Origin of the sequence: Knoellia pratensis, assembly GCF_042666395.1 — a bacterium.
Classification (GTDB): Bacteria; Actinomycetota; Actinomycetes; order Actinomycetales; family Dermatophilaceae; genus Knoellia; species Knoellia pratensis.
This window is the reverse complement of the sequence record NZ_JBHTDJ010000003.1, coordinates 1,267,588-1,285,763: the sequence shown is the minus strand read 5'-3', so window position 1 is coordinate 1,285,763 and position 18,176 is coordinate 1,267,588. Positions and strand designations below refer to the sequence as shown.

At 69.0% G+C, this 18,176-nt stretch carries 15 protein-coding genes and 1 pseudogene; all 16 read right to left on the bottom strand.

The annotated features are described in order from the left end of the window. Nucleotides 1-199: 199 nt before the first annotated feature. The 16 genes and pseudogenes from ACFQRE_RS16025 to ACFQRE_RS15950 all read right to left on the bottom strand — a co-directional run bounded on the left by ACFQRE_RS16025 (nt 200) and on the right by ACFQRE_RS15950 (nt 18,071). A complete protein-coding gene (locus ACFQRE_RS16025; protein WP_380124178.1) occupies nt 200-1,390 on the bottom strand; it encodes an MFS transporter in 1,191 nt (396 codons plus the stop codon). An 81-nt stretch (nt 1,391-1,471) separates the two neighbouring features. Continuing rightward, nucleotides 1,472-2,557 carry a PAS domain-containing sensor histidine kinase gene (locus ACFQRE_RS16020; protein WP_380124175.1) on the bottom strand — a complete coding sequence of 362 codons (1,086 nt, stop codon included), beginning with the start codon at nt 2,555-2,557 and terminating at the stop codon, nt 1,472-1,474. Between the two features lie 31 nt (nt 2,558-2,588). Next, nucleotides 2,589-3,383 (bottom strand): TrmH family RNA methyltransferase, encoded by a 795-nt coding sequence (locus tag ACFQRE_RS16015; protein WP_380124172.1) that lies wholly within the window; start codon nt 3,381-3,383, stop codon nt 2,589-2,591. A gap of 40 nt (nt 3,384-3,423) precedes the next feature. Then, nucleotides 3,424-3,810: a 50S ribosomal protein L20 gene (gene rplT, locus ACFQRE_RS16010; RefSeq protein ID WP_380124170.1), complete on the bottom strand. Its 387-nt coding sequence runs from the start codon at nt 3,808-3,810 to the stop codon at nt 3,424-3,426. Between the two features lie 42 nt (nt 3,811-3,852). After that, nucleotides 3,853-4,047 carry a 50S ribosomal protein L35 gene (gene rpmI, locus ACFQRE_RS16005; RefSeq protein WP_009775194.1) on the bottom strand — a complete coding sequence of 65 codons (195 nt, stop codon included), beginning with the start codon at nt 4,045-4,047 and terminating at the stop codon, nt 3,853-3,855. 435 nt (nt 4,048-4,482) lie between these two features. After that, nucleotides 4,483-5,061, bottom strand: a pseudogene (infC, locus tag ACFQRE_RS16000) (translation initiation factor IF-3); the annotation flags it as partial. Between the two features lie 362 nt (nt 5,062-5,423). Then, nucleotides 5,424-6,110 (bottom strand): SseB family protein, encoded by a 687-nt coding sequence (locus ACFQRE_RS15995; RefSeq protein ID WP_380124168.1) that lies wholly within the window; start codon nt 6,108-6,110, stop codon nt 5,424-5,426. Then, the gene (gene priA, locus ACFQRE_RS15990; RefSeq protein ID WP_380124166.1) at nt 6,107-6,841 is read right to left on the bottom strand and encodes a bifunctional 1-(5-phosphoribosyl)-5-((5-phosphoribosylamino)methylideneamino)imidazole-4-carboxamide isomerase/phosphoribosylanthranilate isomerase PriA; all 735 of its coding nucleotides are present in this window, start codon (nt 6,839-6,841) and stop codon (nt 6,107-6,109) included. Before priA ends, ACFQRE_RS15995 begins: the two co-directional genes overlap by 4 nt. Nucleotides 6,842-6,908: 67 nt before the next feature. After that, on the bottom strand, nt 6,909-7,553 hold the full coding sequence (gene hisH, locus ACFQRE_RS15985) for an imidazole glycerol phosphate synthase subunit HisH (protein WP_380124163.1): 645 nt from the start codon (nt 7,551-7,553) through the stop codon (nt 6,909-6,911). After that, the gene (locus tag ACFQRE_RS15980) at nt 7,550-8,176 is read right to left on the bottom strand and encodes a hypothetical protein (protein WP_380124160.1); all 627 of its coding nucleotides are present in this window, start codon (nt 8,174-8,176) and stop codon (nt 7,550-7,552) included. The genes hisH and ACFQRE_RS15980 overlap by 4 nt, the downstream gene beginning before the upstream one ends. Before the next feature lie 3 nt (nt 8,177-8,179). Next, nucleotides 8,180-8,785 carry an imidazoleglycerol-phosphate dehydratase HisB gene (gene hisB / locus ACFQRE_RS15975; protein WP_380124157.1) on the bottom strand — a complete coding sequence of 202 codons (606 nt, stop codon included), beginning with the start codon at nt 8,783-8,785 and terminating at the stop codon, nt 8,180-8,182. Next, nucleotides 8,782-9,915 (bottom strand): histidinol-phosphate transaminase, encoded by a 1,134-nt coding sequence (locus ACFQRE_RS15970; RefSeq protein ID WP_380124155.1) that lies wholly within the window; start codon nt 9,913-9,915, stop codon nt 8,782-8,784. The genes hisB and ACFQRE_RS15970 overlap by 4 nt, the downstream gene beginning before the upstream one ends. Before the next feature lie 55 nt (nt 9,916-9,970). Further along, on the bottom strand, nt 9,971-11,287 hold the full coding sequence (hisD, locus tag ACFQRE_RS15965) for a histidinol dehydrogenase (RefSeq protein WP_380124153.1): 1,317 nt from the start codon (nt 11,285-11,287) through the stop codon (nt 9,971-9,973). A 10-nt stretch (nt 11,288-11,297) separates the two neighbouring features. Next, nucleotides 11,298-14,306, bottom strand: coding sequence for a bifunctional [glutamine synthetase] adenylyltransferase/[glutamine synthetase]-adenylyl-L-tyrosine phosphorylase (locus ACFQRE_RS15960; protein WP_380124151.1), 3,009 nt, complete (start codon nt 14,304-14,306; stop codon nt 11,298-11,300). A gap of 10 nt (nt 14,307-14,316) precedes the next feature. Further along, complete coding sequence (glnA, locus tag ACFQRE_RS15955; protein WP_380124149.1) at nt 14,317-15,654, bottom strand: type I glutamate--ammonia ligase; 1,338 nt, start codon at nt 15,652-15,654, stop codon at nt 14,317-14,319. A gap of 98 nt (nt 15,655-15,752) precedes the next feature. Further along, complete coding sequence (locus ACFQRE_RS15950) at nt 15,753-18,071, bottom strand: immune inhibitor A domain-containing protein (RefSeq protein WP_380124146.1); 2,319 nt, start codon at nt 18,069-18,071, stop codon at nt 15,753-15,755. Nucleotides 18,072-18,176: the final 105 nt, after the last annotated feature.

Sequence of the window (18,176 nt, the reverse complement as noted above, 5' to 3'; positions counted from 1 at the left end):
GCGGGCGCACCTCGTGGGCGCCCTGCGGGCTGGGACATCGGATGCGTGAAGGAGGTCACGCGCCCCCGGGCCGGACGTGGGACGCCGGCCTTCGATCGGGCGAAGTCAGGCGGTCCGCGTCACCGCGCCCGAGGGCACGGTAAATCGGCGCACGGCACGGGGAGTGCGCGAAGCCGAGGCGGGAGACATGGCAGCCAGCCTAGCGCGCGGGCGCATGCCGGCGTCGGCGGGTTTGTGCGGCCACGGCCCCGAGGACCGCGACGACGAGGCCCACTGCGGCCGGGGCCACGAAGCCTCCACCGGCGCCGACCTCGTCGATGGCGAGACCGGCAAACGGCGCGCCCATCGCGCCACCCAACGTCAACGACGAGCCGTGCCACCCCATCGCCTCGCCGCGCGCCGATGCCGGGACGATCCGGCTGGCCTGGTCGACGCTCGCCGTGATCGTGGGCGCGCAGAGCAGCCCGGCGATGAAGGCCAGCACCGACAACGAGACGAGCCCGTGGGCCAGTCCCATCGGCAGAGTCACGAGGGCGAGGGCTCCGAGCAACCAGAAGGTCGAGATCGGGCGGCTCAAACCTCCGTAGACAAGGGCACCCACCAAGGAGCCGAGCCCCCAGAGCCCAAGGACGATGCCGATGGCCGTGGGCGACCCCAGCTCGCGCATCCGGGCGACGATGCCAAGGTCGGTGCCCGACAACACGAAGGTCGCACATGCCGCCGCGCAGCAGACCGCGATGAACGGCACACCGAACCATGCCGATCGGGGTGGATGCTCCCCCACGCCCTCCTCCTCGGCGTCGCTGCGCAGCGGCAGGTTGACGAGCCACAGAGTCAGCCCGCCGACCACCCCGAGCATCTGGATGGCGAACAGCACCCAGCGGGTGTTCCACTGCGAGGCGGCCCAGATGGAGGCCGCTGGCCCGATGATGAAGGCGATCTCGACGGCCACGGCATCGAGTGAGATCGCGGTCCGACGTTCCTGGCTCGGGACGGCAGCGATGACGGCCTGCCGAATGATCGAGAAGCTCGGGATGACGAACAGGCCTGCGACACCGGCGAGGACGAGCAGTGGCAGGTAGTCGACCCACGGGGCCACCGACCAGCACGCGAGGGCGACCACGGTGGAGGGCAGGACGACCCGGCGCAGACCGATACGGTCAAGGAGGCGTCCACGCCACGGTCCGCTGATGGCCACGGCGATGGTCGCGACGGAAGCGAGCAGGCCCGCAGCGGCATACGAGCGGTCGAGGGTGGTGACGACGTGGACGGTGAGCAGCACGCCGGCGGAGAACACGGGGATGCGGACGAACGACCCGAGCAGCAGGGCCAGCCGCAGGTCTCGGCTCGCCAGCGCCACCCGGTAGGGCGCGATGGACACGACCGACACCGGACACCCCTCTCCCTCAATAGGATTCGTTGCTGATCTCTTGGAGGGTATGCCGTGTGGCTCGGTCAGCCCAACTGTCACTCAGACGGGCTCACTCGGCAGGTAGACCCGGACGACCGCTCCTCCACCCTGGGCGTCGTCGATCTGGGACCAGCCGCCGTGCGCCTCGATGACGCCCTTGACGATGTAGAGGCCCAGACCCGTGCCGGTGCCGCTCGGACCGTGCCAGAAGCGACCAAAGACCGCCCGGCGCTGCTCAGCCGGGATCCCCGGCCCGTCGTCGGCCACGCTGATGACGACTCCGGTCTGACCATCCGCCGAGTGCGGCGCTGCGGAGAGGGTCACCTTGCTCTCGCAGTGCCGGATGGCGTTCTCGACGAGATTGGAGATCACCTGGTCGAGCCGATCGCTGTCGGCGTAGAGCTCTTGGGCTCCGCTCTCGACGCTGACGGAGAAGCTGTCTCGGTCCTGCCCCCCGGCAACGGCGCGGTCGACGTGACGGGTCAGCATCGTCTCGGTAGGGACAGGGACCTCGTGGATGCGCAGCTTGCCGGTGTCGATGCGCGAGACATCGAGGAGATCGGTGATGAGCCGGGTGAGGCGGTCGGCGTCGGAGTCGATCGCCTCGAGCATCGTGATGCGTTGCTCCTCGGTGAACTGGTCCCACCGGCGAAGCAGGGTCGAGCTGAACCCCTTGACGCCGGTCAACGGGGAACGAAGCTCATGGGCGATCGTCGAGATGAGCGCGGCGTGGTCGAGTTCGGCACGCCTGCGCGCCTCGGCGTCGCGCACGCCCACCATGATGGCGCCCAGCGGCCCGGCCCGGCCCGTTCGGAGGTACTTCGAGGTGATGAGCAGCTCCGTGCCGTCTGGCAGGAGCAGGAGCTTCTCGCGGTGACCCGTGCGGATGCGCAGCCCACCCCAGGGATCGGTCAGCGTCCACCACGACTCACCGTTGCGCGTCTCGAGCGGCAGCACCACCCGGATGTCCCGCCCGATGAAGTCAGCGGCTGGACGGCCGAGGATCTGCTCGGCCCGATGGTTCACCAACAACACCACGCCCGCCGCATCAGCGCTGATGAGGCCGTCGGGGAGCATCTCCGCGGCCGACGAGGCAACTGAGCTCGGAACGGTCAGGAAGGATTCGGACGTGGGCGGTGCATCCATGTGGATATCCCACCACGTTCGGCTCGCGTCGTCAGGACCGACGCGTCGCTCCCGCCGACGTGGCCAGGCAGATCGTCGCCGCCATGGCGAGATTGAGGGATTCGACGCGCTCGTGGATCGGCACCCGGACCACGTCAGTGCACCGGTCGCGAATCTCCGCCGGCAGGCCCCAGGCCTCGTTGCCCATCACCCAGGCATGCGGCTGGCTCACGTCGACGTCGGGCAGCGCAGTCGTGCCGACTCCGTCGGCGGCATACGTGCGTATGCCGTGTGCCGCCAGGGCCTCCAACGTCTTGTCCACGTCGAGTCCGGTGACCACCGGCAGGTGGAAGAGGGACCCCACGGTCGAACGGACGACCTTGGGCGAGAGGACGTCGACCGACCCGTCGGAGACGAGCACAGCATCGGCGCCGAAGGCATCGGCACCACGGATGACCGTGCCGGCATTGCCGGGGTCACGAACGTTGGTCAGCAGCACGACCAGTCGCGGCATGTTCGCGAGCACCTGCTCGAGGGTGTGGGCCTGTGCGACAACCACGGCGAGCACACCCTGCGGCGACTCGGTGTCGGACATCGCATCCAGGACGGCGTCATCGGTCTCGTGCAGGTGGATGTTGGCATCCTGCGCGGCGGCGATGAGGCCCTGGTGACGCTCGATCGCATCGGCGGCGACGTAGATGTCGTCGACGCGCTCCGCGGCATACCGGATCGCCTCGCGCACGCCCTGCGGACCGTCGACGACAAAGCGACCAGTGCGCTCACGCGCCGAACGCCGGGAGAGCGATCGCACTGACTTGACCCGATCGGATCGGATGTTGGTCAGCACGGCTCTCCCGGCGTTCGGTGGTGCGAGCGGGCTCGCAGGCTCAGACGGCAGCCTTGTCGACGACCGGCTGGGCCGGAACGTTCGCCTTGGCGATCTCGACGAGGGCCACGAAGGCCGGCATGTCGTTGACGGCGAGCTCGGCGAGCATGCGACGGTCGACCTCGATCTCAGCGATCTTCAGACCCTGGATGAGGCGGTTGTAGGTCATGCCGTTGGCGCGGGCCGCAGCATTGATGCGCTGGATCCACAGACGACGGAAGTCACCCTTGCGGGCGCGACGGTCGCGGTAGGCGTAGCCGAGGGAGTGAGTGACCTGCTCCTTGGCCTTGCGGTAGAGACGGGACCGCTGACCGCGGTAACCACTCGCGCGCTCGAGGACGACCCGGCGCTTCTTATGGGCATTGACTGCCCGCTTCACGCGTGCCACGTGATGCCTCCTTGCTGTTCTTGGACGTTGGGGGGTGCCGGCTCAGATGCCGAGAAGCTTCTTGACCTTCTTGACATCGGCCTTGGACACGAGAACGTCCTTGCTGAGGGCGCGGGCCTTCTGGGGGGTCTTCTCGTGGAACTTGTGGACGTGACCGGCCTGCTCGCGCATGACCTTGCCGGAACCGGTGACGCGGAAGCGCTTCTTGGTGCCGCTGTGGGTCTTGTTCTTCGGCATGGCTGCCGATCTCCTTCGCTGTCGGTGGTGCCGTGGTGCTGCTGTGAAATCTGTGGTTGACGCCTATTCGGCGGCAATGGCCTTCTTGGGGGCCTTGGGCTTCGAGTCGACCTTCACGGCCGGCTTGGGCTTCGCAGCCGGCTTCGGCTTGGCCGGCGCGGCGACCGGCTTGGCCTGGGCGACGGGCTTTGCCTCGACGGGCTTTGCCTCGACGACCGGCTCGGCTTCGACGACCGGCTCGGCTTCGACGACCGGCTCGGGCTCGACGACCGGCTCGGGCTCGACGACCGGCTCGGGCTCGACGACCGGCTCGGGCTCAACGACGGGCTCGGGCTCAACGACCGGCGCGGTCTCGATGACCTCGACGGACTGCTCTGTCTCCATCGCCGCAGCGATCTCGTCATTCAGCTCGTCCTGCGAGTCCTGCACGTCGGCTGCGGCTGCCGAGTTGGCGTCCGCAGTCTCGTCGTGCTTCTTGCGACGCTGCTCGGCGCGAGCCTCGGACTTCTTCTTGGTCGGTCCCAGCACCATGATCATGTTGCGACCATCCTGCTTCGGAGCCGACTCCACGGTGCCCAGCTCGATGACGTCCTCGGCCAGCTTCTGGAGGAGGCGGTAGCCGAGTTCGGGGCGCGACTGCTCGCGACCACGGAACATGATCGTGACCTTGACCTTGTCGCCGCCACCGAGGAACCGAACGACGTGGCCCTTCTTGGTGGCGTAGTCGTGCGGGTCGATCTTCGGGCGGAGCTTGATCTCCTTGATGACCGTGTTGACCTGGTTCTTGCGCGCTTCTCGGGCCTTCATGGCGGCTTCGTACTTGTACTTGCCGAAGTCCATGAGCTTGGCGACCGGCGGCTTGGCCATCGGGGCCACCTCGACCAGATCGAGGTCTGCCTCGGCCGCGAGACGCAGAGCATCCTCGACGCGGACAATGCCGACCTGCTCGCCGTTGGGGCCAACCAACCGCACTTCCGGAACCCGGATGCGGTCGTTGATACGAGGCTCGCTGATGTCGAACTCCTTCTGAAGGGAACTGAAGACTGTGCTGTGGCCCGAAACGAGTCCGCCACTCAAAAATGAGAAAAGAGGCTTCTCGCGCAGCGCACGAGAAGCCTCACATCCGTCCACGAAGAGCACCCACGACACAAACTTCTGCCGTGGACCGTGTGGAGAAACCCGGCGACCTGAGGTCGACGCGGGTGGAAGCGAACTTCACTTGCGCACTGTGTTCATCACCTGGAGGGTGGCGACACAGCCGGTCCGGCAGCAAGGTTAGCAGTCCCCCGCCATGGGACCAATTCGGCGTATGCCGAACCCCTCGTGATCATTCAGAACCGCACGACGCAAGGGGCGAAGCCGAGGGGCGCGGCGGGTCAGGTGATGCGGAAGGCGAGGCCGTCGATGCGGACGCGGAGCTCGCCATCCGTGGCGAGGCGCTCCCCCACCCGGGTGGCGATTTGCTGGATGTCGGCGGGGTCGAGGCCTTCCGTCAGTTCAAGGACGAGGCCCAGGATGCCCTGGCCTGCGGGGGCGCCCTCCTCGATCCGGTGGCTTCTCACGGCGCTCTCCTCGGCGAGGGCTGCTGCCACGGCCTTGTCGACGAAGGGGTCGAGGTGCGGGATGAGCCAGTCGCGTTCCTGGGCGAGGGCCCACACCATCGATGGTCGCAGCACGGTGGTGCGGGGGCCGGCGACGTCGATGACGATGACGTCGCAGAGCTCGCTGACCGCGGCCTGCCCGGCTCGCGCCGAGGTGACGGGGACGGGTCGGGCCTGCGGGTCCCAGGCCGCGAGGGCAGCGAGACCGGTGAAGACGGGCAGGGCGCGTTCGCCGTCGGGGGCGAGGAGGGTGACGGCGGCCAGGTCGGTCTGCTTGTCGACGGCGAGCCCGTCCTGGACCTCGGTCTCCACGGGTTCGGAGACGATCGGCACAAGCAGTCGTGCCCCCTGCAGCGCAGCCATGAGGGCGCTCGGGTCAGCCGCCTCAAGGGCAGCGGCGAGGGCTGGGTCGGCGGCACCGTCGTCGCCCGCGAACCCGGTGAAGACGAGGTCGCGGGTCACGGGCGGCCGGCGACGTCGAGTGCGTCAGGCAGCGTGAAAGCACCGCGGTAGAGCGCCGAGCCGGTGATGGCTCCCTCGACCCCGTCGCCCACCATCGTCCGGAGGGCTTCGATGTCGGCCAGGGTCGAGACTCCGCCGGAGGCGATGATCGGCCGGTCGGTGCGGGCGCAGACGTCGCGCAGGAGGTCGAGGTTGGGGCCCTTGAGCATGCCGTCCTTGTTGACGTCGGTGACGACGTAGCGAGCGCAGCCCTCGGAGTCGAGGCGCGCGAGGGTCTCCCACAGGTCGCCGCCCTCCTGCGTCCAGCCACGCGCGGCCAGGGTTGTGCCGCGCACGTCGAGCCCCACGGCGATGCGGTCACCATGCTCGGCGATGGCGCTGGCCGTCCACTGCGGGTTCTCGAGGGCCGCGGTGCCGAGGTTGACGCGCCGGCACCCGGTTGCGAGGGCCCGGTCGAGGGTCTCCGCGTCGCGGATGCCGCCACTCATCTCCACATCGATGTCAAGCTGTCCGACGATCTGGGCGAGCAGCTCCGCGTTGTCGCCACGGCCAAACGCGGCGTCGAGGTCGACGAGGTGCAACCACTCGGCGCCCTCCTCCTGCCAGCGCAGGGCGGCCTCGACCGGCTCACCGAACTCGCCGCCGGACCCGGCAACGCCCTGGACGAGTTGGACGGCACGCCCTCCGGCGACGTCGACGGCGGGCAGGAGCTGGAGGCGAGGGGTGGTCATGGCACCTTCACTGTTGTGGTCACGCTCTGCGCGTGGGGACGGGGTTATGGCAGTTGGGGGGGCTGGGTCAGAGTGACCGGACCCAGTTCTCGAGCAGGTGCAGCCCAGCCTCGCCCGACTTCTCGGGGTGGAACTGGGTGGCTGACAGGGGGCCGTTCTCCACGGCGGCGACGAAGCGCTCGCCGTGGGTCGCGTGCGTGACTCGGGGTGCGACGGCGGCGAAGGCACCCGTGGGTTCGGGAAGCATCCAGGTGCGGACGGCATACGAGTGCACGAAGTAGAAGCGCTCGGACTCGACCCCGGCAAAGAGCGAGGAGCCGTCAGGCACCTCGACCTCGGTCCAGCCCATGTGCGGGACGATCGGCGCCTGCAACCGCTCGACGGTGCCCGGCCACTCGGCGAGGCCCTCCTCGGTCGTGCGACTGGGCTCGGTCGAGGACTCGAACAGTGCCTGCATGCCGACACAGACGCCGAGCACGGGCCGACCACCGGCGAGGCGAACGTCGACTATGCGGGGAGCTTCGGCTGCACGCATCCCGCGGACGCAGGCATGGAAGTTGCCCACGCCCGGCAGAAAGAGCCCGTCGGCGTCGAGCGCCCGACCGCGATCGGCGGTGAGTTCGACCTGGGCGCCGACCTGCTCGAGAGCCCGAACCGCGCTGTGGACGTTGCCGCTGCCATGGTCGAGGACGACGACCCGGCGGCCACTCATCGCTCGGTCTCCGAGCGGTGCGCTGCCTCCTCGGCGACGAGCGCGTCGAAGGCTGCGATGGATCGGGGGCTGGGGTCGATGCGCTCGTGGCTCTCGTCGGTCGCGCCGAGGAGCAGTTCCTCTCCGGGCAGGCCGAGCAGTCGCATGAGTCCGATGAGGACGTCGATCGGCTGCCCCTGGGTGTCGGCGAAGTGCTCGGTGATCGCGGCGGCGGTGGTGCGGGAACGCGCACCGGCCACGTCGACGACGAGTCCAGCTGGCAGGGCGGGGAGGTCCGGGGTTCGGCGGATACCCGTGCCGGGCTCCCAGACGATCCACCGTTGCTCGAGGCGCCATCCGCGTGCCTGGACCGTCACCACGGCACACCCGTCGATGACGAACAGCCCGATGGCCGGCCGGTGGCGAGTGGGCACGCGTCGGGCGGCGAGGATCTCGAGCCCGACGTCATAGGGCGCGACCGACAGGGCCCGGTCCTCGGCGAGATAGACGCCGGTCCACCCGGAGAGGGGAACGACGCGCACGGCCACGAGACCGCGACGCACCCAGCGAGCCGAGGCCGCAGCCCCACCTCGGACGAGGACGACACCGTGCCCGAGTTCTGGTGTCTGGTCAGGTGTGGCCACGGCTCAGAGCGCACCCTTGGCACTGGGGATGCCGTCGACGCGGGGGTCGCGCTCGATGGCGGCACGAAGCGCGCGGGCGACGGCCTTGAACTGGGCTTCGACGATGTGGTGCGGGTCGCGGCCGGCGAGGACGCGCACGTGCAGCGCGATGCCCGCGTGGTAGGCGAACGACTCAAGGACGTGACGAGTCAGCGAGCCGACATAGTTGCCGCCGATGACGACGTACTCCTGCCCCGCAGGCTCACCCGTGTGCACAACATAGGGGCGACCGGCGACGTCGACAACCGCGTGGACCAGCGCCTCGTCGAGAGGCACGGTGGCGTCACCGAAGCGGGAGATGCCGCTCTTGTCGCCGAGCGCCTCACGCAGGGCGTCACCCAGGATGATGGCGACGTCCTCGACCGTGTGGTGCGCATCGACGTCGACGTCACCCGTGGCCCGAACGCGCAGGTCGATGAGCGAGTGCTTGGCCAGCGAAAGGAGCATGTGGTCGTAGAACCGGACTCCGGTGCTCACGTCGCCGACACCGGTGCCGTCGAGGTCAAGGGTGAGCTCGACGCTGCTCTCGGAGGTGGAACGCGTCACCGTCGCGGTGCGGTTGATGGTCACGACTGTCCTTCCAGGTGTTCGGGGCACAGGTGGTCGGGCGGCAGTGCGGCCACGGCATCGAGGAAGGCTGTGGTCTCCGCCGGTGTCCCGGCAGTCACTCGAAGATAGTGCTCGATCCCCACATCCCGAACGAGAACCCCCCGGTCGAGCAGCGCCTGCCACGTCACGTGGCTGTCGCGCAGTCCGCCGAACAGGACGAAGTTGGCGTCGCTGGGTACGGGGTCGAGGCGCAGATCCGTGAGTTCCGCGACGATCCGGTCACGCTGGTGCTTGATGACATCGACGGTAGCCAGCATGGCGTCGGCGTGCCTGAGCGTCGCGCGAGCGATCGCCTGCGCGGGTGAGGACAGGTGATAGGGCATGCGCACGAGCCGGAGCGCATCGACGAGCTCGGGGTCCGCGGCCAGATAGCCCAGCCGTCCACCGGCGAACGCGAACGCCTTGCTCATCGTGCGCGTGACGACGAGCCGCGGACGCCCCTCGAGCAGGCTCAGCGCGCTGGGCGTCCCCGGCCGGGCGAACTCGGCATAGGCCTCGTCGACGACGATGATCGCCCGCGGCGCGGCATCGTGGACCGCCGTGACCACGTCGAGGGTGAGCGCCGTGCCGGTCGGGTTGTTGGGCGAGCACAGGAAGACGACGTGCGGATCGTGCTGCTGCGCCTGCGCCACGGCGGACTCGACGGAGAGGTCGAAGGCTCCCCCTCCCTCCACGCCACGCAGACCATCGACCCATGTCGTGCCGGTGGTGGCGGAGATGATCGGGTGCATCGAGTACGCGGGAGTGAAGCCGAGGGCGGTCCGTCCCTGGCCACCGAAGGCCTGCAACAGGTGCAGGAGAACCTCGTTGGAGCCGTTGCCGGCCCAGACCTGCTCCGGGCTCACCGGTGTTCCGCTGCGCGAGAGGTATGCCGCGAGGTCACCTCGCAGGTCCGTGAACTCGCGATCGGGGTAGCGATTCAGACCCGAGGCCACCCCGGCCACAGCGGCGACGATCTCGTCGACGACAGCCGGGGGCACGGCATACGAATTCTCGTTGGTGTTGAGGGCGACGGGGACCTCGAGCTGAGGGGCGCCGTATGCCGTCCGGCCGCGCAGGTCCTCGCGCAGCAACTGCTCGATTTCGCTCATCGGGGTCCCCGCGAAGTATCGGAGTGACGAAGGAGCGCAGAACTTCGTGGGGTGATCATGCGAGCTCGGGCAGACGCGCGATGACGGCCTCGCCGTGGGCGGGCAGGTCCTCGGCGTTCGCGAGGGTGACGACGTGGGCGCCGACCTCACGCAGGGCGGCCTCGGAGTACTCGATGACGTGGATTCCGCGCAGGAACGACTGCACCGACAGGCCGCTCGAGTGCGCAGCGCACCCCCCGGTCGGCAGGACGTGGTTGGAGCCGGCGCAGTAGTCGCCGAGACTCACGGGCGACCATGTGCCGACGAAGACCGCGCCCGCGTTGCGTACCCGTGCCGCGACTGCGGCTGCCTGCGCCGTGTGGATCTCGAGGTGCTCGGCGGCATACGCATTGACGACATCGAGGCCGACGTCGACCGAGTCGACGAGAACGACCGCCGACTGGCGGCCCGTGAGGGACTCGATGACGCGCTCGGAGTGCTTGGTCGCGGCGACCCGACGCTCCACGGCGACCTGGACGGCGTCGGCCAGGTCGGCGCTGTCGGTGACGAGGACGGCGGCCGCCAACGGGTCGTGCTCGGCCTGGCTCATGAGGTCAGCGGCGACGTGTTCGGGGTCGGCGGTGGCGTCGGCGAGGATGGCGATCTCCGTGGGGCCGGCCTCGGAGTCGATGCCGATGAGTCCCTTGAGCAGACGTTTGGCTGCGGCGACGTAGATGTTGCCCGGACCGGTGACGAGGTTGACCGGCTCGAGCGGCTCGGCACCGTCGAGTCCGTGGGCGAAGGCCGCCACGGCCTGGGCGCCACCCATGGCCCACACCTCATCCACTCCGAGCAGCGCGCAGGCGGCCAGGATCGTGGGGTGCGGCCAGCCGCCGAAGTCCTTCTGGGGCGGGCTCGCGACGGCAACCGACCCGACCTCAGCGAGAAGTGCCGGGACGACGTTCATGACGACACTGCTCGGATAGACGGCTCGCCCACCGGGGACATAGAGGCCGACCCGATCGACCGGCACCCAGCGCTCGGTGACCGTGCCACCGGTCGTCACCGTGGTGGTCGACTCGGTGCGGCGCTGCTCGGAGTGGACCACTCGGGCCCGGCGGATGGACTCCTCCAGTGCCGCGCGCACCTGCGGGTCGAGATCGACGAGCGCCCCCGCGAGGACCTCGGCCGGGACGCGCAACGAGGCCGGGCGCACGCCATCGAACCGCTCGGAGGCGTCGAGGACGGCTTCACGACCGCGGACGGCGACGTCATCACACACAGGACGGACCGCGGCCAGGGCCGCTTCGACGTCCAGCTCGGCACGCGGCAGGGTGCCCCTGAGTTCGCGGACAGAAGGCGTGCGTCCGCGAAGGTCGAGAACGGTGATCATGGATCCCAGTCTAGGTAGCGTCCCCGTAGAAGACGTGCTCGGCCGCATGTCGGGCACGACGCGCGACCCGGCGGTAGCGGTTGGCCAGCTCCTGTCCCGATCGAGCCGGCAGACCCATGATGCGAGCCATGCCGTCGGCGTCGCGCACGTCCGACGGGACGGAGTCGACCGTCCGCCCTCGAGAGAGCAAACCGGCATTGCGCATCTGGGACGCGAGCCGCCATGCCTCGGCCAGAGCCACGGCGTCTTCAGTCCCGATGAGACCCTCGGCCTGGGCCGCGGTCAGAGCCTCGAGCGTCGACGTGGTTCGCAGACCCTCATGGGCGTGCGCGTGCTGCAACTGGATGAGCTGCACACACCACTCGACGTCGCTCAGGCCGCCGTGACCCAGCTTGAAGTGGGTCTTGCGGTCGGCTCCGCGCGGGAGGCGCTCTGACTCCATGCGCGCCTTGAGGGTGCGAATCTCACGCACCTGTCCGGCGTCGATGCCGCCCTCGGGCCAGCGCAGCGGGTCGATGAGCTCGATGAACGCAGCGCCGAGATCCATGTCGCCCGCCACCGGCGCCGCGCGCAGCAGCGCCTGCGACTCCCACACGAGGGACCATCGTTCGTAGTAGGCGCGATAGGAGTCGAGCGAACGCGTCAGCGGACCGTTCTTGCCCTCGGGTCGCAACCCGGCGTCGACCTCGAGCCGGGGATCGGGCGCCGCGAGACCGAGGAGGCGGATGAGCTCCTTGACGACGTCGAGCGCCTGCTCCTGGGCCGCCCTCGCCTCGACGCCCTCGGTGGGGTCATGGACGAAGAGCACATCGGCGTCGCTGCCGAATGCCGACTCACCACCGCCGAGCCGACCCATGCCGACGACGAGGTGGCGGCTCAGCGGCGGAGCGCCCGTCTGCTTCTCGACCTCCGCGAGCACCACCTCAAGGGTGACGTCGATGAGTGCCCCGCTGAGGTCGGCGAGGGCCCTGCCGAGATCGTCGAGGGTGATGTGCCCGAGGAGCGAGGCCACCGCGAGCCGGAAGAGTTCCGAACGCCGGACGGCTCGCGCGGCGAGCACGGCCGGCTCTGAGCCGTCCTTGCGTCGGGCCGCAGCGCGCATGCGCACCTGGACCTCGTCGCGGGTGCGTGGCCGCAGGCCGGTGGACTCGCCGAGGAACTGAACCGACTCAGGTCCCTGCTCCAGGAGCTCGGCGGCATACCGGCTCCGACCGAGGGTGTGAGCGAGCCGCTCGGCGGCACTCCCCTCGTCGCGCAGCAGCCGCAGGAACCACGGCGTCGTGCCGAGCTCGTCGCTGATGCGTCGGAAGGCGAGGAGACCGGCGTCGGGGGCGGCCTCGTCGGCGAACCAGCCGAGCATGACGGGCAGCAGCTGTCGCTGGATCGAGGCTCGTCGGCTCACTCCCCCGGACAGGGCCTCGAGGTGGCGAAGCGCTCCACGAGGATCCGTGAAACCCAAAGCGGCCAACCGTTCGCGCGCGGCCTCGGGAGCGAGACGCACCTCGTCGGGGCCCAGTCGGGCCACCGCGGACAGCAGCGGGCGATAGAAGATGCGCTGGTGCAGGCGGCGGACCTCGCGAGCAGCCGCCCGCCATTGGGCCGTGACCGAGTCCTCGGGGTCCCGCTGGTGACCCAGCGCCCGTCCCAGCCGCCGCAGGTCGCTGGGGGCCGTGGGCATGAGGTGGGTGCGGCGCATGCGATAGAGCTGGATGCGGTGTTCGAGAGTGCGCAGGAGCCGGTATGCCGCCTCGAGAGTCTGTGCGTCCTCTCGCCCGACGTAGCCACCCTGGGAGAGGGCGGCCAGGGCGGTCAGCGTGGTGCCCGAACGCAACGACTTGTCGGCGCGACCGTGGACGAGCTGGAGCAGCTGCACGCTGAACTCGACGTCACGCAGCCCGCCCGGACCGAGCTTGAGCTGACGGTCCGCCTCACCCGAGGGGACGTTGTCCTCGACGCGACGACGCATTGCCTGGACGTCCTCGACGAAGTTCTCGCGCGAAGCGGCCGACCAGACGAACGGCGCAACGGCCTCGACATAAGTCCGGCCCAGGGCCCGGTCACCGGCGATGGGGCGGGCCTTGAGCAGGGCCTGGAACTCCCACGTCTTGGCCCAGCGCTCGTAGTACGACACGTGGGACTTCAGGGTGCGGACCAGTGGGCCGTTCTTGCCCTCCGGGCGCAGTGCGGGGTCGACCTGCCACAGGGCACCTGCGGCTGTCTGGCTGGAGCAGATCTTGATGATGGCGGTGGCGAGCTCGGTGGCGGCGGCCAGGGCAGCGTCCTCATCACAGCCCTCGGACGGCTCGGCGACAAAGATGACGTCGACGTCGCTGATGTAGTTGAGCTCGCGTCCGCCTGTCTTGCCCATGGCGATGACGGCGAAGCGGCACTGGTCGGCGGTGGGCCCGAGTGCGGCACGAGCCATGACCAGCGCGGCTTCGAGAGCTGCCTCGGCCAGGTCCGCGAGGGCCGCCGCGGTCTCGGGGAGGCGGGCCTGCGGGTCCGGTCGCGACACGTCGAGGGCAGCGATCCCGAGGAGTTGGCGGCGATACTCGATGCGCAGCGCGTCCTCGGATGTGGTGCCCTCGTCGGGACTGGTGACCGCAGCCGTGAGGAGTTCGATCCGTTCCTCGACCTCGAGCTGGACGGCGTCGACGACGGCGGTCCAGTGCTCGGGGCGGGCAATGAGGTGATCACCCAGGGCGGTCGATGCGCCCAGGACGGAGAACAGTCGGTCACGGGCGCGACCGGGCTCGCGCAGAGCGGGGACGAGCGCCTCACGCAGGGCGGTCTGGGCCGGGGTGGCGACGCGTTCCATGAGCCTGACGAGGGTGAGGAGGGCCTGGTCGGGGTCGTTGACCCGGGCCAGCGTCACGGCGAGTCCGTCGGTCTCGACGCGCTCGCGATCCTTGACCAGGGGTGCCAGGGCGGGGTCCGCGAGCAGCGTGTCGGCCCGCCGGGGTTCGGCGAAGCCGAGCCGGGTCAGGTCGCCGGGCACGGACGGCACACGAGCGCTCACAGTGCGCTCCTCACAGTCGCGGGAGGTACCGCTCGAGCTCGAACGCGGTGACCTGTCCGCGGTAGTCGGCCCACTCGGCGCGCTTGTTGCGCAGGAAGAAGTCGAAGGTGTGCTCGCCCAGTGTCTCGGCGACGAGCTCGCTCTCCTCCATGACCTCGATCGCCTCGCTGAGGCTCGCCGGCAGGGGGCGGATGCCCATCGCCTTGCGCTCGGAGTCGGTGAGGCCCCAGACGTCGTCCTCGGTCTCGGGGGCGAGCTCGTAGCCCTCCTCGATGCCCTTGAGGCCAGCTGCGAGCAGCACAGAGAACGCGAGGTAGGGGTTGCACGCGGGGTCGAGGGAGCGGACCTCCACGCGGCTGCTCTGACCCTTGTTGGGCTTGTACATGGGGACTCGCACGAGGGCGGAGCGGTTGTTGTGTCCCCAGGTGAGGTGCGCGGGAGCCTCGCCACCACCCCAGAGCCGCTTGTAGCTGTTGACCCACTGGTTGGTCACGGCGGTGATCTCGGCACCGTGGTGGAGCAGACCGGCGATGAACTGCCGACCCGTCCTGGACAACGAGTAGGGCGCACCCGCCTCGTAGAAGGCGTTGCTGTCACCGTCGAAGAGCGACATGTGGGTGTGCATGCCCGACCCCGGGTGCTCGGCAAGAGGTTTGGGCATGAAGGAGGCGAAGATGCCCTGCTCGAGCGCGACCTCCTTGATGACCGTGCGGAAGGTCATGATGTTGTCGGCCGTCGAGAGGGCATCGGCGTAGCGCAGGTCGATCTCGTTCTGACCCGGTGCGCCCTCGTGGTGGCTGAACTCGACGCTGATGCCCATCGACTCGAGCATCGTGATCGCGGCGCGGCGGAAGTCCTGGGCCGATCCGTGCGGCACGTGGTCGAAGTAGCCGGCCTGGTCGATCGGCGTCGGCTGCTCCCCCGGCCTGAAGCCCCTCTCGAAGAGGAAGAACTCGATCTCGGGGTGTGTGTAGAACGTGAAGCCTTGGTCGGCCGCCTTGGCGAGCGTGCGCTGCAGGACGTGGCGCGGGTCGGCCATGCTCGGCGCGCCGTCAGGAAGGGTGATGTCGCAGAACATCCGCGCGGTCCCCGGGTTGTCGCCACGCCACGGGAGCACCTGGAACGTCGACGGGTCCGGCTTGGCCAGCATGTCTGCCTCGTAGACCCGCGCGAAGCCCTCGATCACCGAGCCGTCGAAGCCGATGCCCTCGGAGAAGGCCCCCTCGAGCTCGGCCGGGGCGACGGCAACGGACTTCAGCCCACCGAGGACGTCGGTGAACCAGAGGCGGACGAAGCGGATGTCCCGCTCCTCGATGGTGCGGAGAACGAACTCCTGCTGGCGATCCATGTTCGGCATCCTAGGGGAGGCAGGCCAAGGGCCCCGAAGCATCTCGCTTCGGGGCCCTTGTCCTTTGTGGCAAGTGATCAGCTCACAGGGAGCTCAGGTCACTTGAAGGAGACCTGCACCTGCAGCTCGCTGCCGTCGGCGCTGGACTTGTTGACCTTCAGGACGGTGCCCGAGCCGGCGACCTTGACCGAGTTCCACGGGTTCGTGGCGTCCCAGTAGGCGTTCGGGTTCGAGTCGTCGAAGGTGGCGATGCCCGGACGCGACGGAACGAGCGTCGGAACACCGTTGCGGTGGAAGGTCACCGCGTCGGTCTTCTCGAGGCCGAACGTGGCGTCGAAGGGCTGACGACGGTTGCCGAGCTTGACCCCTCCGTCGAGCACGACGGGAGCCGGACGAGCGTCGACCGGGAGCGACTGACCGCCACCGGGGTGACCCGACGTGTTGTTGTCGGTGAACTCACCGTTCACGTACCAGACGAGCATGCCGTTCTGGTACGGGAAGCGCTCCACCCAGTCGGGCCGGGTGTTGGCGAACCCAAAGTTGTACGGGCCCGTCCTGAGCGTGGCGTCGTAACCGGTGTAGGTCCGGTTCTCGGCCAGGTAGTAGTGGCTGACGACCTCGGACGTGGAGCCGCCCATGCGGGTGAACCCCTTGGCGGTCCAGCCGTTGGTGCCACCCTCGACGTCGTCGGTGACGGTGGTGCCGCCCACGGTGATGGCCAGGTCATCGAGGAACGGGCCCTGGAAGTGCGTGCCACCGTCGGTGGCGTAGCGGAAGCGGAACTGCACGGACTTGCCGGCGTAGGGCGTGAGGTCCCACGTCTTCTGCGCCCACGGGGTCAGACCCGCGTTGTCGGCCGGACCGGAGATCGGCGCCGCCGCGTCCTTCCAGGTCGCACCGGCGTCGGTGCTGACCTCGGCGTAGAGGTAGTCGTAGTCCTGCTCGATGTTGTACTGCAGCCAGGCCGAGACCGAACCCGTGGTCGCGCCGGTGAGGTCCACCGTGCGGGTCAGGGTGTTGTTGAGGCTGTCGTTGGCCCCACCCCACCACTCGAACGAACCCGAGCGAGGCGTGTTGTAGTCGGCCTTGACCGTCTTGTCCGGCAGGGTCACTGCGAGGGCCTGGTAGCTGGACTTGGAGGCAGGCTTGTCGGCCGGGCCGAGCTTGACCGCAGCGTCCGTGCCGTACTTGACCGTCTTGACGTCGAGCCAGCCGAGCTGGAGCTTCTCGAGCGGGCCCATGTAGCCGGGGGTGGTGCCGATCGAGTCGGTGCCGTGGTTCAGCCACGAGCCACCGGACATGAGGGTCCAGAAACCGGTGCCGTTGTCGCCACCCGCGGTGTCGTAGTAGTCCGGGAGACCGAGGTCGTGACCGAACTCGTGGGTGAAGACGCCGAGGCCACCGTTCTCGGGCTCGGTGGTGTAGTCACCGATCCAGATGCCGGAGTTGCCGAGCGGCACGCCGCCGAGCTTTGCGCCCGCCGGGCCGGTCTTGCCCTGGTCGGTGGAGTAGGCGTACCAGCGGTGCGACCAGATGGCGTTGGTGCCCTGGGCTCCGCCGCCGGCCTCTTCGCCCTCACCGGCGTGGATGGCCTGGAAGTGGTCGATGTAGCCGTCGGGCTCGTTGAAGTTGCCGTCGCCATCGGCGTCGTACCGGTCGACCTTGTCGAACTGCTTGAGGTATGCCGTGATCTGGGCGTCGGTCTTGCCCGCTGCCTTCTCGGCGTTGTACCAGGAGGTGGCGGTGTCCTTGACGTAGTTCCAGTAGCCATCGGCGTCGTTGCTCTTGCCGTAGCGGGCCTCGTTGAACGGCACGGTGACCCAGTTGGAGACGTCGCCCTTGGCGAGGAAGCGGCCGTTGGACTGCTTGAGGTAGAAGTCCTTGAAGGACTCGCCCTCGCCGAACATCATCTCCTGGTAGTGGTCGCGGTTGAAGTCCGCGGTCCACGCCGTCGAGTTGTCGTCGGTGGCGTTGCCGTCCCAGTTGCGGTCGGGCGCGGGGATCTTGTTGTGGACCGGGCCGGGCGTCGCGTCGAAGCCCGCCTTGGTCTGGGTGCCGAAGTCGGTGAGGACGGTGAAGATGTCCTCCTCGCGCTCGACCGGGTAGGAGACGTAGCGGGGCTTGCCCGAGCGGCTGCCCTTGGGAGCGTGCTTGTTGCCGGCGAGCTTGATGACGCGCTGGCCACCGCGCATCTCGGTCGTCGCCTCGCCCTTGACGAGCTTGTCGACGGCCTCCTTGCGCAGGGCGCGCTGGGCGTCGCCGAGCGGGTTGGGCAGGTCGTCCTGCTGCTTGGTCGAAGCCTTGGTGTCCGAAGCCGGGGGCGCGGCGTCCTTCGCCTGCGCACCCATGGGGGCGAGGCTCACCAACAACGCAGCTCCGGCCAGTCCGGCCAGGGAGCGACTGTGTCGTCTTGTCACGGTTCCTCCGAGTGTGATCGCTCGCCAGGGGTCAGGCGTGCCTCTGCAGAGAAACATGTGCAATCGGATTGCACAATGGTTTGTGCGGTTCTTTACCTGCCCTTT

Excerpts from the sequence above, each read along its gene's own strand:
- ACFQRE_RS15970 (WP_380124155.1), bottom strand. The coding sequence starts at position 9,915 with ATGAGCGAAATCGAGCAGTTGCTGCGCGAGGACCTGCGCGGCCGGACG.
- rpmI (WP_009775194.1), bottom strand. The coding sequence starts at position 4,047 with ATGCCGAAGAACAAGACCCACAGCGGCACCAAGAAGCGCTTCCGCGTC.
- ACFQRE_RS16020 (WP_380124175.1), bottom strand. The coding sequence starts at position 2,557 with ATGGATGCACCGCCCACGTCCGAATCCTTCCTGACCGTTCCGAGCTCA.
- hisD (WP_380124153.1), bottom strand. The coding sequence starts at position 11,287 with ATGATCACCGTTCTCGACCTTCGCGGACGCACGCCTTCTGTCCGCGAA.
- hisH (WP_380124163.1), bottom strand. The coding sequence starts at position 7,553 with ATGAGTGGCCGCCGGGTCGTCGTCCTCGACCATGGCAGCGGCAACGTC.
- glnA (WP_380124149.1), bottom strand. The coding sequence starts at position 15,654 with ATGGATCGCCAGCAGGAGTTCGTTCTCCGCACCATCGAGGAGCGGGAC.
- priA (WP_380124166.1), bottom strand. The coding sequence starts at position 6,841 with ATGACCACCCCTCGCCTCCAGCTCCTGCCCGCCGTCGACGTCGCCGGA.